This is a genomic window from Streptomyces sp. NPDC039609 (assembly GCF_055596705.1).
Genome location: NZ_JBVIUJ010000012.1, coordinates 58,019 through 71,785 on the forward strand (window position 1 = coordinate 58,019; position 13,767 = coordinate 71,785).

Sequence of the window (13,767 nt, forward strand, 5' to 3'; positions counted from 1 at the left end):
GCATCCGCACCGTAGGACGTGAGCAGTGAGGGGCGGTCGCCGACGGCGGCCGCCCCTTCGTCATGGCTCGTCGAGAAGCCGGTACATCGTCTCCGGCGGAAGCGTCGGGTTGGCGGCCGCGTCCTCCATCAACTCCTTGTCTTCAAGGAGTTGATGAAGCCGTGTCGGCGGAAGAGCCGGGTTCCGGGCCGCCGCCGAACGGATCCGCGGATCCTCGTCCCGAGTGAGCGCATCGGCGACCGCCGGGTCCAGCTCCGGGTCGTGCGTCGCCAGCAGGCGTACGGCGGGGTCCTCGGCGGACGCGAATCGCGGGCCGAGGCCGCCGGTCGGGAACCGCGGCAGCTCGAGCAGCCGGTCGCGGTACTGCCCCGTGTACTCCAGGTAGCAGCGCAGCAGGAGCTCGGGCGGCGCGCCGGGGTGGAACTGCGCCAGAAGGACCCGTACGCCCAGGTCGTCGTCGGCCGCGAGGAGGGCGACGAGATCGGCGGGGAGGTCCGGGTTGTGGGCGACGCGGCGGCGCAGCAGGGGATGGGCGGACCGGGCGTGGGAGAGCGGCGCGCGGTACGGGTCCTCGTCCAGCCAGAGGTCTCTGAGCGGGGCGACGACATAGTCGACGGCCGCGCGCTCGTCCTCGGTCAGTTCCGGGCGCAGGGAGACGGCGGTACGGACCTCGGGGTCGGTGTCGCGCGCGAGGAGGTCCACCAGGTCGCGGGGGAGGTCCTCCCGTTTGGCGACCTCCAGCCGGACCTTGGGGGTGCCGACCCGGGCGACGTGGGCGACGACGTCCGGGGGAGTGCTGTAGTTGTGCGCGAGGCACCACAGGTCGTCGCGCTCGCGTTCGAGCAGCAGCTCGTCGACGACCGCCCGCGAGAGGCGGCAGTTCACGAGGATGTGGCCGTGGGCGTGCGAACGGTCCCCGGGGAGTGCGCGCAACTGCCGCTCCATCTCCGTCGCGTCGTCCTCCTCGAGACGCCTCGCGGCGGACGCGCGGATGTCCGGGTCGGGGTCGTCGAGGAGGGCCGCCCGCTGCTCCTCGGGGAGCCACCGCCACATGCTGGTGCTGTACCGGCGGAGTGTCGGCGAGGGGTGGGTGGCGTACTCGATGCGGATACGGCGCGGTGCCTGGCGCGAGACGATCAGCTGACCCAGCTCGTGGCCGTCGTACGTCGTGTACATCCGGTCGATCACATGGTCCGGCAGGTGCCGCGGCCACGCGCCCTCGCCCGGGCCGCCCGCCAGGCACGACCGTACGTGCGGGTACTCGTCGTCCACGACCCGGCCCCGCAACTCCCCGGAGACGTACGGGTTGCGTGCCAGTCCCGCGCGTGCGCGGGGGTGCGGGTGCGCGAGGATCGCCGCCACGACCTCGCCGGGGATCTCACGTCGGCGGCGGCACAAGGACGAATGGACCGGCCCGTCCCCCGAGTCGAGGAGCCGCAGGAGTACGTCCACCGGCGCGGCAGGGTTGACGGCCAGTCCCTGGAGGATCGCGCTCACGCCTCGTCCTCCTCGAACTCCTCGTCCTCCTCGAACTCTTCGAAGACGTGGTCCACCGGCTCGGCGACCCAGCCCGCCGTCAGAACCAGCCGTGAGGTGCGGTGCACGGTCAGGAAGCCGAAGGGGCGGTCGAAGTCGACGTCGATACGCCGGACCACGTACGGCGGGGGAGCCGCGGCCCCGCCCGCGCATGCACCCATCGCCGAGACCGACGCCGCCTCGAAGCCCTTCGCGTCGAAACGCGCCATGGCCGACTGGCGGGCGTCGGCGATCGCGAGCGGGAAGTCGCTGATGCCCGGGAAGTGACCGTGCCGGCGGTCCGTCGCCGACGTGAGGCCGAACAACTCGGGGGACTCCAGTAGATCGTGATCGGCGGTGAGGGAGAACGGGGACGTCGTGACGGCCAGCGTCGGCGCGCGGTCGTAGCTGCGCGCGTTGCGGACGTTCAGGCCGGGTCCCTGCTCTCCGAAGGGGAGCAGGTTGCCCGGCACGGCCTTGGAAACGCCCGACAGGACCTCGATCCCGGCCTTCAGGACCGCACCCGGCTCCGTCTCCTCCTCTCCGAGGAGGAGGTGGACATCGATGCCGGTGTCACCGAGCACCTTGAGGACCGTCAGCGGACCGGAGGCCGTCTGCGCCACCCCGACCCGGTCGAGGAGCGAGGTCCACCGCCGCAGGCCGTTCAGATACCGCCCGGCCCAGGGGCCGGACTCGGGTGCCAGTTCGCAGTCGTCGAAGGGCCGGAGCCATTGTGTCCGTACGGCCTGGGCGGCGGCGAGGACCAGCTGCGTCCCCCTGTCCACAGTGACCGGCATGGCCGGGATCAGCCCGCCCGTACGCTCCTTCGCCCAGGCGTCCAGCGCCGCCTGGTCCGCGCTGACGTCACCGGTGAAGCGGCCGAGCGTGGCCTCCGGAAGGCCCCTCACCCACCGCTCGCGCAGCTCCAGTTCGGGCCGTGTCCAGAGGCCGACGGCCGCCGCCGACCCGCGCATCGCACCCAGGGCGCCGAGCAGCCCCCGTGCCGCGTCCGCCGCGTGGTCGGCGCGGATGCCGAGGGCCTCCTCCAACTCCTCGCGCGCCGCGCCGTCGGCGCCGTCCGCCAGGAGGGCCAGCAGCGGCCAGACACCCGCCGCGGACAGGACAGCGCCCTCGACGCCGAGGGTGCCCGCCCACCGTGACGTGAGCCGGTTGACCGCTCGTACCGTCTCCGCCCGTATTGCCGTGGATGCCAATTGCATACCGCCCCCGTCCTCGGACCACGTACGATGCGCGCGCCCGTTCGCATGTTTGTGCCAGCTGGTTCCGGCCGTTCCAGCGGTTCCAGCTGTTTCGCACCCCGCCCCAACAGGAGAACCGTAGTCGTGGAGCCCTCCCAGCCGCCCCAGGATTCTCAGCCGCCCCGGCGCGAGTGGCCCGCACCCGAGCCGTCGAACCCGATGGGGCCTCCGCCGCCTGCGCCGGGTGTGCCCCAGGCCGGATCGCCGTACGCCGGCCCCGGCCCCTACGGGCCGTACGCGCCCTACGGCCCCGGTGCGGTGCTCGGCCCCGGTCCCGGCCCGTATGGAGCGCCGCCGCGCACCACCAACGGCCTGGCCATCGCCTCACTCGTCTCCGGCATCGTCTGCTGCATCCCGCCTCTCGGTCTGATCTTCGGCCTGATCGCCCTTCCGCAGATCAAGAAGAAGAACCAGACCGGCAAGGGCCTCGCGATTGCCGGCGTCGTCCTGTCCTCCGTCAGCTGTCTCCTGATGGTCCTCGGCCTGGTCACGGGCGGCTTCGGCGAGGCGTGGAAGGGCTTCAAGGAGGGCATGGACGAGGCGGCGAGGTCGAAGTCCGCGTTCTCCCTGCGCAAGGGCGAGTGCTTCGAGGTCGACGGCAAGCTGGAGTCATACACGACGGACGTCGACATCGTCGACTGCGCGAAGCCGCACGACGGCGAGGTCGTCGGCGGGTACAAGATCACCGGCTTCGACGAGTGGCCGGGCGAGGACCCGCTCGACAAGCTCGCGGAGAAGCGCTGCGCGGAGATCAGCAGCGCGTACTCCATGGACAACTGGGCGATCCCGGGGCACGTCTGGGACTACTACTACATACCGAGCCGGCAGAGCTGGCGCGCCGGCGACCGCGCCGTGACGTGCACGCTCGCCGTCGACGACGACGGCGAGCCGCTCAAGGGCTCCCTGCGTGCGGACGAGACCACCCTGGACCCCGACCAGCTGCACTACCTGCGGAACCTCAACCCCGTTGAGAACGCCGTCTTCGAGGAGCCGGACGAGGATGCCGACGCCGACTTCGCGGCCAACAAGGCGTGGGCTGCGCGGGTCCACACGTCGATCGTGGACGCGCGCCAGGGGCTCGGGAGTCACCGCTGGTCCGGTACGGCCGTGAAGCCGGTCGCCGACCTCGGCAAGGAGCTCGACACGGCCGCGAAGCAGTGGGACAAGCTGGCCAGGTCCGCGGACGCGGACGCCTACTGGGAGACGTACGAGGTGGCCTTCGAGGCCCTGCCCGAGGACATCGGCGCGGACGCGCGGGCGGCCCTGGGGCTCGCCGGTGCCGCGGAGAACAGCCAGTCCGCCTGACGCTTGGGCCGTGCGGGCGTACGCCGGTGGGGCCGGGCGTGCGTACGCCGGTGGGGCCGGGCCTCCTTCGGGAGACACCCGGCCCCACCGTTGTGCGGGCCGGGGCGGCGTGCCGGGAGCGGCGGCCCGTGACCTGCCGTCGCTCCCTGGCACGCCGCCGGTGGCGGGCCGACCCGCGGTCCGTGGGCGTGCGGTCCCCGGCCCGAGCCGACGCCCTACCGGCGGTCTACCGGCGGCCGAGAACCCCGTCGACCGCCGTGATCAGCTCGCCGTCGGGGGTGTCCCCGTCCAGCGACCAGAACATCGCGCCGCCGAGCCCCTTGGCCCGTACGTAGGCCGACTTGGTGCGCAGCACCTGCGGGTCGTCGTACGTCCACAGGGTCGTCCCGTCGAACAGCCAGGCGTGGCCGTTCCTCCAGTCGCGGTGGACGGTGTACGAGCCCGAGGCCGCGAGCTTCTTGAGCGCCTTGTAGTCCTCGTAGCCGTTCGCCCAGGTGGCCGGCGCGGGGCCGGTCGCCGGTCGGCCGAGGCCGTTGCCGCCGCCCGTGACGCCCGTCCAGCCCTGGCCGTAGAACGGCATCCCCACCACGAGCTTGCGGGCGGGCGCGCCGCGTCGCAGCCAGTCGTTCACGGTCTGGTCGACGCTGAAGTCGTTCTTCGCGAAGAGCGCGGACTGCTGGGCGGTGGTGGACTCCCAGGGGCCGTGGAAGTCGTACCCCTGGAGATTGACGAAGTCGAGGTCGCGCATGATCTCGCGGACCTCGAAGCCCGCGTCGATCTTGGCGGGGGCGGTGGGGACGAACGCGGTCAGCTCGTAGTGCTTGCGCTTGCCGTGGCTCTTCTGCGCTTTCGCGTACGCGTCGAGCTGGGTGCGGAACTCCCGTACGAGCGCGGTGAAGTTCTGCTTGTCCTCCGGGCGGAAGACGGTGTCGACGTCGCCGGCCGAGCCGGGCCACTCCCAGTCGAGGTCGATGCCGTCGAAGAGACCCGCGGCGGCTCCCGCGCCGCCACGGGTGCCATCGGTGGGCAGGTTGCCCTTGATGTAGAGATCGATGCAGGAGGAGACGAACGCCTTGCGCGAGGCGGGGGTGCGGGCCGCGTCGGAGAAGTGGGTGGACCAGCTCCAACCGCCCAGCGAGATCATGACCTTGAGGCCGGGGTGCTTGGCCTTGAGCTCGCGGAGCTGGTTGAAGTTGCCGGCGAGCGGCTGGTCGGCGGTGTCGGCGACGCCGTCCACCGACCCCGCCGCGTCGAGCGGGCGGACGTAGTCGGCCCAGGCGTCGGCCTCGCCGGGGATGTTGCCGGTGAAGCACTTGCCGTCGGAACTCACGTTGCCGAAGGCGTAGTTGATATGGCTGAGCTTGGCCGCGGTGCCGCTGGTTTCCAGGTCTTTGACCTGGAAGTTCCGTCCGTAGACGCCCCATTGGGTGAAGTAGCCGACGCGCTTGTAGGAGGGTCGGCTGTCGCCGTGCGAGGCGGAATCGGTGCGTGACGCGGGCTCGGCGCCGGCGGAGGGCGCGAGGGTGGCCACGAGACCGAGGGAGAGGGCGGCGATCGTCAGCCGGGAAAGGGTTCTACGACGCATGAGGCTCGTTTCCTGTGCGTGTGCCGGAAGGGAGCTGTGCTCACAGGAAAGTATTGGTCTGGACCATTGAGGTCAAGGGTTCGGTGGAGATCGACTGCTATACCTGCGGTAAGCGCAGGCGTAAAGGCAAGTCATCACTTCGGGTGAAACTCTGGCCCATGGTTGCGGGTGGACACCGAGGGTTGTCACTCTGTAGCTGTCCGTCAACCTGAGGGGAGTGTCCAGTGACGTTCGGTGAGCAGCCCGCCTATCTGCGTGTGGCGAGCGATCTCCGGGAGAAGATCGCCAACGGCTCGCTGCCGCCGCACACCCGACTCCCCTCGCAGGCGCGTATCCGCGAGGAGTACGGGGTCTCGGACACCGTGGCGCTGGAGGCCCGCAAGGTGCTCATGGCCGAGGGGCTCGTCGAGGGCCGCTCGGGCTCGGGGACGTATGTGCGGGAGCGGCCGGTGCCGCGCCGGATCGCCCGCTCCGGATACCGGCCGCCGTCCGGCGCCAACCCCTTCCGGCAGGAGCAGGCGGCCGACGGTGCGCGGGGGACCTGGGAATCCAGCAGCGAACAGGAGCAGGCGAGCGCCGTCGTGGCCGCGCGGCTGGGCATCGAGCCGGGGGAGCGGGTGATGCGCACGCGGTATGTGTACCGGGACGCGGGTGAGCCGATGATGCTCTCCACCTCCTGGGAGCCGCTCGTGGTCACCGGCCGGACGCCCGTGATGCTCCCCGAGGAGGGGCCGTTGGGCGGCTGCGGGGTCGTCGAGCGGATGGCGGCGATCGACGTGGTCGTCGACAACGTGGTGGAGGAGGTCGGCGCGCGCCCGGGCCTCGCGGAGGAGCTCCTGGCGCTGGGCGGTGTGCCGGGCCATGTGGTCATGGTGGTCGAGCGGACCTACTACGCCTCGGGGCGGGCGGTGGAGACGGCCGACGTCGTCGTCCCGGCCGACCGCTTCCGCATCGCCTACCACCTGCCGGTGCGCTGACCCGGTCGCGCTTCGGTGTGTGGTGACGTGTGTTGTCAGGGCCCCTCGGCAGCGGCCGGCACTGTCCTGATGCCCGCCCCGACCGACCCTCACGTCTCCTCCGGGGCCTGATCTTCGGCCTCCCTTCGTCAATTCCCGGCCGGTTCCGTACCTCTTTGTGAAAACCCGTAACCGCTGTGTAAAGGTCAGGCGTAAGGTCGGGCATATGCGGATTGCCATTTCAGGGAGATCCTTAGAGACGATCGGACCGGCGGAGGGAGAAGCCCGATGACCGACAGTGGCCCTGTCCTGGTCTGGCTGGTCATACGGCAGGACGACAACGGGAACCGCTATCGCGTCGGGCGATACGCAACGCAGGACGAAGCCCAGAAGGTCGCCGACAGTCTCGACGACCGTGGACACAAGCAGCTCTACTGGGTCGAGCGCATCGGCCAGCCCGCGGTCTGACCTCCGCGGGATACGCTCCGGACCATGACAGATCGCCGTGCCGACCACGTGGTCGTCGTTGCCGGAGCCGTGTACGACAGGGGGCGCCTGCTGGCCGCGCGCCGCAGCGCCCCCGCCGAGCTCGCTGGCCGCTGGGAGCTTCCCGGCGGCAAGCTGGAGCCCGGGGAGAGCGCCGAAGAAGCCCTGGTCCGCGAATTGCGCGAGGAGCTCGGCGTCGAGACCGAGCCCGGTGAGCGCATCCCGGGAGAGTGGCCGCTGAAGCCCGGTTACGTCCTCCAGGTGTGGACCGCCCGGCTGCTCTCCGGAGAACCGCGCCCGCTCGAGGACCACGACGAGCTGCGCTGGCTGGCCCGCCACGAGCTGGACTCCGTCGACTGGCTCGACCAGGACCGGCCCGCCGTCGCCGAGGCCGGACGGCGACTGCCGGTCGCCCCGGCCGACGGAGTGCGCGGCTGAGGCTCTACGCCGTTCGTGCCACCATGCGCCCGCTGGCCCCATCCCGCGATATCCCGCCCTGAATATCGGGTATGTGCTGATTAACCCCCCGAAATAGGACGTGGGCCTCCCTTCTGGTGATGGGCTGGGGAAGTGATCGGGCGTGATCGACACCGAAGGCGACTGCGCCGAGTGGTACTTCCCAGCGGAGGCCAACGCCGTGCGCACCGCGCGCCATGCCGTGCGCGACACGCTCCGGGCCTGGAAGATCGACCCCGCCGTGGGTGATGTCACCGTCCTGCTGGTGAGCGAGCTGGTGACCAATTCCCTGCGCTACGCCTCCGGCCCCATCGGCGTCCGCATCGTGCACGTCCCCTCGGACGGCGGCGACCCCGCTCACCGTCCCGCCCTTCTCGTGGAAGTCTCCGATCCCCTTCCGGATCCGCCCACCGAACGCCCCGCCGGCCCCGATGACGAGGGCGGCCGCGGGCTGCAGCTCGTGGCTTGTTCTGCTCGGCGCTGGGGCACCCGCAAGGGCAGGACGGGCAAGACAGTGTGGTTCGAGCTGGCCCTGCCGGGTTAGAAGACGGGGAGGGACAACGATCACCAGGGCTCGGCCGGAAATGAACGAGACCACCCTGTGATCGTGAACGTCGTGCCGTCGGGGGCCGTAGTGCTGAATACTGCGGGCATGGCCGGTCCGGTGCGGTGAGCTGGAGGGGACGGTCGCGTGAGCGAGATACCTGAGACGGCGAGCGGCGTCGTGTGGCAGAGCAGCCCGCCCGGCTCGATCTATGACTACATCCGGGTCGCCTCCTTCTCGATAGGGCCCGACGGGCTCGTCGACCAGTGGAGCCGCCGGGCCGTCGAGCTCTTCGGCGTGCCCGCCGAAGAGGCGATGGGCAGGGACCCGGTCGAGGCCTTCATGCCCCCCGACCTGCGGGAGCGTGGGCGGCGCCGGGTCGCGGAGATCCTCGACGGCAAGGAGTGGACGGGCCTCGTCCCGTTCCGCATACCGGGGCAGAACCGCCGTGACGGAATCGCCGAGATGTACGTCATGCCGAGCGAGACGCCGACCGGTGAGCGGGCCGCGCTGTGCATCGTCGTCGATGTGCGGGCGCTGCGGCACATCGAGACCGACCTCGCCGCTTCGCAGGCCATTTTCGGCCAATCGCCCTTCGGCTTTCTTCTCTTCGGTACCGACCTCACCGTGAAGCGTGCCAACCAGCGCTTCGCGGCCGTCTTCGGCGGCTCGGCCGACGACCACCGGGGCCGTACCGTCCACGACTACCTCTCGCGCCCCGAGGCCGAGCGGATGACCGCCGCGCTCCAGCGGGTCCTGGAGACCGGTGAGGCCGTCACCGAGCTCCAGATCGTCGGAGCGCCCCCGGGCTCCACCGACCGGCGCCACTGGTCGATCAACCTCTACCGCGTGCACGGCGGTTCCGGGCGGCCCGTCGGCGTCGCCGGTCTCGGCATCGACGTGACCCGCCGCCACAACGCCGCCCGCGAGGCGGCGAGCGCCCGCCGCAATCTCGCCCTGCTCAACGAGGCCGGCGCCCGCATCGGCAACTCCCTCGACCTGGAGGCCACCGCCCGCGAGCTGCTCGACGTCGCCGTCCCCGGCTTCTGCGACCTCGCCTCCGTCGACCTCTACCAGGGGCTGCTGACCGGAGACGAGGCCCCGCCCGGACGATGGGGCAGCTCCCACGACGTGGGCTACGGGGCGGGCAGCGCCGAACTGCGCCGCGTCGCCTTCGCCAGCGCCGTCGCCGACACCCCGCTCAGGACTCGCGCGGCGACCGCCGGCGCCGGGGCGGACGAAGGCTGTTGCGGCACGGGCCCCGTCGAGGTCGGCTCGGTCCACCACTACCCCTTCAACTCGCCCTGCGCCGGAGCGCTGCGCACCGGACGGGTGAGAACGGTGCCGGGGGGCGACGGCAGCCTTGTCCACTCCACCCTCGTGGTTCCGATGGTCGCCCACGACACCGTCGTCGGCCTCGTGCAGTTCTCCCGCGCCAAGGGCAGCGAGCCCTTCGGCGAACGGGACCGGGCCCTCGCCGTCGAGTTGGCCGCCCGCGCCGCGGTCTGCATCGACAACGCCCGCCTCTACCGCCGCGAGCACGAGCGGGCCCTGATCCTCCAGCGCAGCCTTCTCCCGCCCGGCGACCCCGAGGCCGCCGGTCTGGACATCGCCTGCCGCTATCTCCCCGGCACCACGGCCACCGAGGTCGGTGGCGACTGGTTCGACGTGATCGAACTCCCCGGCCACCGCACCGCCCTGGTCATCGGCGACGTCATGGGCCGCGGCCTGCGCGCCGCCGTCGCCATGGGCGAACTGCGCACCGCCGTCCGCACCCTGGCCCAGCTCGACCTCGAACCCGCCGAGGTCCTCTCCCACCTCGACGAGATCGCCCGCGGCCTCGGCGCCCCCGCCGGGGCCCAGCAGAGCGCCCGCGCCCACAAGGCCCGCGGACCCGAACTCTCCGAGGTCTACCTCGCCACCTGCGTCTACGCCGTCTACGACCCGGTCACCCGCCGCTGCACCTTCGCCAACGCCGGCCACCTTCCGCCGGTCCTCGTCGAACCCGGCGAGAAGGCCATGCTGCTCGACGTACCCCCGGGCATGCCGCTCGGCGTCGGCGGCGAACCCTTCGAGGAGGTGGAGGTCGAACTGCCCGAGGGTTCGCTGCTCGCCCTCTACACCGACGGGCTCGTCGAGTCCCGCGACCATCCCCTCGACGAGGGCCTGAGCGCGTTCCGCAACGCGCTCACCGACGCGGCACGCCCCCTCGAGGACGTCTGCGACCGGGTCCTGACCACCCTCGACACCGGGCACGGCGAGGACGACATCGCCCTCCTCATGGCTCGTATCCAGGGACTGCCGTGCGACGCGGTGGGGGACTGGCGGCTGCCCAGAGAACCCCGCTCGGTCGGCCGGGCCCGCGAGCTGGCCCGGGCTCAGCTCACCGCGTGGGACCTCGAACCGCTGGTGGACACCGTCGAACTGCTCGTCAGCGAGCTGGTCACCAACGCCCTGCGCTACGGCGAGGGCGAGATCCGACTGCGGCTGCTGCGCGACCGTACCCTGGTCTGCGAGGTCTGGGACGCCGGCCTGGTCCAGCCGAGGCGTCGCCGGGCCAAGGACACCGACGAGGGCGGGCGCGGACTGCAACTGGTCGGGCTCCTCAGCGCGGCCTGGGGCTCGCGCCGCACCCCGCGCGGCAAGACGGTCTGGTTCGAACTGCCTCTGCCGGACGGCGGCGACGCCGCGGAGCCGACCGTGGAGCAGCTGCTGAGCATGTTCTGACCAGCGCCGGACCGCTCCGAGGGCCCGGCCGAGCACCACCCCGCACCGGGCCCGCGCGGCGGGCGCTACCCCTTGAGCGCGGCGAGCCGGGCCTCGATCTCCGCGCTGTCGCCGAGGGCGTCCAGCTGCTCGAACTGGGCGTCCAGCGAGGAGGCCGCCAGCTCCTGCTTGCCCATCGCCTTCGCCTCCTCGCGCCGCACCTTGTCCTCGAACCGGCTCAGCTCGCTCGTCGGGTCCAGGACGTCGATGCTCTTCACCGCGTCCATCATCCGGTTCTGCGCCTGCGCGGACTTGGCCCGCGCCACCAGCTCGTCCCGCTTCGCCTGGAGTTCGTTCAGCTTGGTCTTCATCTGGTCCAGGCCGGACTTGAGCTTGTCCACCACCTCGGTCTGCGAGGCGATCGTCGGCTCGGCCGTCCTCGCCTCCTTCTCCGACTGCAGCTGGCGCCCCAACGCGACCTTCGCCAGGTTGTCGAACCTGTCCGCCTCCGCCGACTGTCCACCGGCCCGCAGCTCGTCCCCCTTCCTGCTCGCGGCCAGGGCCTTCTCGCCCCACTCCTTCGCCGCGCCGACGTCCTCCTGGTGGTCCTGCTCCATCAGCCGCAGATTCCCGATCGTCGCCGCCACCGCCTCCTCCGCCTCCGCGATGTTGCTCGTGTAGTCGCGGATCAGCTGGTCCAGCATCTTCTGCGGGTCCTCGGCCTGGTCCAGAAGCGCGTTGATGTTGGCCTTCGCCAGCTGGGCGACCCGGCCGAGGATCGTCTGCTTCGACATGCTTGATCTCCTTGAACGCGATGAGCGTGACATGGTCAGAAACGGCCGCCGCCGCCCAGCCGGCCACGTGTGCCCCCGCCGCCGAAGCGGCCGGGCCCGCCGCCGAAACCTCCACCCCCGAAACCGCCACCACCGAAACCCCCTCCGCCTCTGCCGGAACCTCCGCCGAACAATCCGCCGAGGATGATGCCGCCGAGCACCGCACCGCCGAGCCCGCCGCCGCCACCTCCCACCCCTGTTACACCGCCCAGGCCGTTCGGGTTCCCATACGTGCGGACGTCCTGCTCGGCGAGGTCCTGCGCCCGGCGTGCCAGCGCGTCCGCCTGCTGGGCCTCGGCGAGCGCGGCCTGCGGGTCGTCGTCGGCCGCGAGCTCCCTGGCCTTCTCCAGCCGCCGCTGGGCCTCGGCCAGTCGCGTACGGGCCTCGCTGCCGACCGCCCCGCGATGCGTCGTGACGTAGTCGGCCGCCGCCCCGATCGCGGAACGGGCGGTCAGCATCGCCTGATCGAGGAGCGCGCGGGCGCGCCGCGTTCCCGACTCGCGCTCCCGCGCGCCCTCCAGCGCCTCGTCGAGGACCGCGTCGGCCTCCTCGACTCGGCGCAGCGCGTCGAGCGGGTCGTAGCGGCCCGCCTCCACCACCCGCCGCACATCGGCGACGACGGACTCCGCACGGGCGATGCGGCCCTGGAGGTCGGCGGTGGAGACCCCCTCCGTCGTGCCCTGGAGCAGACCACGGGCCTCGGCGAGGTCGGCCTCCGTCTCGGCCAGCGCGGTCGGCAGCTTGCCCACGGCCTCCGCAAGTTCCTGGGCCCGCCGGTCCACGGCCTCGATGAGCCGCGCCGCCTGGTCGACCGCTCCCTCGGCGGCCCGGATGCGGACCGCGGCGGCGCCGTTGTCACCCGCCTCGATCTCCTGCCGGGCGTGGTCAAGGTTGGTCGTGGCGAACACCAGCCGGTCCTTGGCCTGCTCGACGGCGCTCGCGACGGGTGAGGCCGCCGAAACGGCGTACCGCTCCCGCATCGCGACGAGGGCCGCCTCCGTCGTGCCCACCCGTCCGGTCTGCTCGCGGAACGCGGCCTCCACGGTGGCCAGCGCCTCGGGGGCGTTGCGCTCGAGGGCCCGCAGCCGGTCGAAGTCCTCGGACTCCGCGTCGAGGCGGGTGTCGGCCTCGCCGCAGCGCCGGATGATCTCGTCGAGCATCGAACGCCGGGTGGCGTCGTCCTCCGGGAAGGCGTCGTCGAGTTTCTGCCGCAGCCGGAACGCGGCCGTCAGCTCCTCCTTCGCGAACGCCACGGCCTCGGTGAACTGCCGCACCGCCTCGTCGCCGAACTGGGCGCTCGCGAATCCGAGTTCCTCCTGGCTCGTGCGGACGGCGTCGTCGGTGGCGACCAGCGTCTGCCGGGCCTGTCCGTCCAGTTCGTCCAGCGGCACCTGCGCGGGTGCCTTCGGCGTGCCCCAGCCCTGCCCGGTCTGCGGCGGTGTGCCGCTCCCCGGCCCGGTCCGCCGGCGGCGCTTGGTCCAGGCGTACGCCGCGACGGCGCCCGCGCCACCGACGAGGACGATCGGCAGCACCAGGTCCGTCCCCGAAGTGCCCGCGTCCGCGCCGCCGCCGGGATCGGGGTCACCGGGGGTGATGGTCGGCGCGGGTACGGGCTGTCCGGCGAGTACGGCGCCGTAGCCGTTCGCCGCGCCGATCGCGGCCCCGGCCCAGTCGTTCTGCCGCAGCGCGGGCTCGATCGCGGTCTGTGCCACGTCGTCGAGCTGTGCCTGGGTGAAGCGGGACGCGGGGTCGGCCGAGTAGCCGTACTGCCGGTCGTGCGTGGCCACCGCGAGCAGGAGGTCGTTGATGCCGAGACCGTTGCGGTCGGCCGTCGCGTCGGCCCAGCTCTGGCCCGAACGTCCGGAGAAGTCCCGTACGTAGACGACGAAGAGCTGGATCCTCCCGTCGTCGTACAGCCGGTCGAGCGCCTGGGTGACCGCGCTCCGGCGGTCGCCCAGCGCCCCGACCGTGTCGGTGATCTGCCCCTCGCGGGACAGTGTGACCGGGTCGTCGGCGTGGGCGCCGTGCACGGCGGGCACGATCAGCCACCACGCCGCCACCAGCACCGCGAGGAGGATTCGGGTGGCTGTTCGCGTCACATGGGGAGGTTATGTCCCGATCC

11 protein-coding genes are annotated in these 13,767 nt (G+C 71.9%); 6 read left to right on the plus strand and 5 right to left on the minus strand.

Annotated features, from left to right (window positions below; translation table 11 throughout):
- Positions 1–60 precede the first annotated feature (60 nt).
- A complete protein-coding gene (locus tag ACZ561_RS30725) occupies positions 61–1,497 on the minus strand; it encodes a translation initiation factor 2 (RefSeq protein ID WP_471001143.1) in 1,437 nt (478 codons plus the stop codon).
- Entirely contained in the window at positions 1,494–2,735 is a 1,242-nt protein-coding gene (locus tag ACZ561_RS30730) for a serpin family protein (protein ID WP_471001146.1), read from the minus strand. Before ACZ561_RS30730 ends, ACZ561_RS30725 begins: the two co-directional genes overlap by 4 nt.
- A 123-nt stretch (positions 2,736–2,858) precedes the next feature.
- Here ACZ561_RS30730 and ACZ561_RS30735 point away from each other — a divergent pair, with 123 nt between their 5' ends.
- Positions 2,859–4,079: a DUF4190 domain-containing protein gene (locus ACZ561_RS30735; protein WP_471001149.1), complete on the plus strand. Its 1,221-nt coding sequence runs from the start codon at positions 2,859–2,861 to the stop codon at positions 4,077–4,079.
- Positions 4,080–4,305: 226 nt separating this feature from the next.
- Here the strand turns inward: ACZ561_RS30735 and ACZ561_RS30740 are convergent, their stop codons facing one another.
- Positions 4,306–5,664, minus strand: a complete 1,359-nt coding sequence (locus tag ACZ561_RS30740) for a glycoside hydrolase family 18 protein (protein WP_471001152.1) — start codon at positions 5,662–5,664, stop codon at positions 4,306–4,308.
- A 224-nt stretch (positions 5,665–5,888) separates the two neighbouring features.
- Between ACZ561_RS30740 and ACZ561_RS30745 the strand changes: the two genes are divergently transcribed.
- The 5 genes from ACZ561_RS30745 (at position 5,889) to ACZ561_RS30765 (ending at position 10,833) form a co-directional block, all read left to right on the plus strand.
- Complete coding sequence (locus ACZ561_RS30745; protein ID WP_471001154.1) at positions 5,889–6,641, plus strand: GntR family transcriptional regulator; 753 nt, start codon at positions 5,889–5,891, stop codon at positions 6,639–6,641.
- Between the two features lie 267 nt (positions 6,642–6,908).
- Positions 6,909–7,088, plus strand: a complete 180-nt coding sequence (locus ACZ561_RS30750; protein WP_376442524.1) for an SPOR domain-containing protein — start codon at positions 6,909–6,911, stop codon at positions 7,086–7,088.
- 24 nt (positions 7,089–7,112) lie between these two features.
- Positions 7,113–7,544 (plus strand): (deoxy)nucleoside triphosphate pyrophosphohydrolase, encoded by a 432-nt coding sequence (locus ACZ561_RS30755; protein WP_471001157.1) that lies wholly within the window; start codon positions 7,113–7,115, stop codon positions 7,542–7,544.
- A gap of 142 nt (positions 7,545–7,686) precedes the next feature.
- On the plus strand, positions 7,687–8,106 hold the full coding sequence (locus ACZ561_RS30760) for an ATP-binding protein (protein ID WP_471001160.1): 420 nt from the start codon (positions 7,687–7,689) through the stop codon (positions 8,104–8,106).
- Positions 8,107–8,253: 147 nt separating this feature from the next.
- Positions 8,254–10,833: a SpoIIE family protein phosphatase gene (locus tag ACZ561_RS30765; protein ID WP_471001163.1), complete on the plus strand. Its 2,580-nt coding sequence runs from the start codon at positions 8,254–8,256 to the stop codon at positions 10,831–10,833.
- 65 nt (positions 10,834–10,898) lie between these two features.
- On the opposite strand, the gene ACZ561_RS30770 is transcribed toward ACZ561_RS30765, so the two are convergent.
- Together ACZ561_RS30770 and ACZ561_RS30775 are read right to left on the minus strand one after the other, a co-directional pair.
- Entirely contained in the window at positions 10,899–11,606 is a 708-nt protein-coding gene (locus ACZ561_RS30770) for a PspA/IM30 family protein (protein WP_471001166.1), read from the minus strand.
- 35 nt (positions 11,607–11,641) lie between these two features.
- Entirely contained in the window at positions 11,642–13,744 is a 2,103-nt protein-coding gene (locus ACZ561_RS30775) for a TPM domain-containing protein (RefSeq protein WP_471001169.1), read from the minus strand.
- Between the last annotated feature and the right edge of the window lie 23 nt (positions 13,745–13,767).

Coding starts and splice junctions, on each gene's coding strand:
- ACZ561_RS30740 (WP_471001152.1), bottom strand. CDS start 5,664: ATGCGTCGTAGAACCCTTTCCCGGCTGACGATCGCCGCCCTCTCCCTC.
- ACZ561_RS30770 (WP_471001166.1), bottom strand. CDS start 11,606: ATGTCGAAGCAGACGATCCTCGGCCGGGTCGCCCAGCTGGCGAAGGCC.
- ACZ561_RS30750 (WP_376442524.1), top strand. CDS start 6,909: ATGACCGACAGTGGCCCTGTCCTGGTCTGGCTGGTCATACGGCAGGAC.
- ACZ561_RS30730 (WP_471001146.1), bottom strand. CDS start 2,735: ATGCAATTGGCATCCACGGCAATACGGGCGGAGACGGTACGAGCGGTC.
- ACZ561_RS30755 (WP_471001157.1), top strand. CDS start 7,113: ATGACAGATCGCCGTGCCGACCACGTGGTCGTCGTTGCCGGAGCCGTG.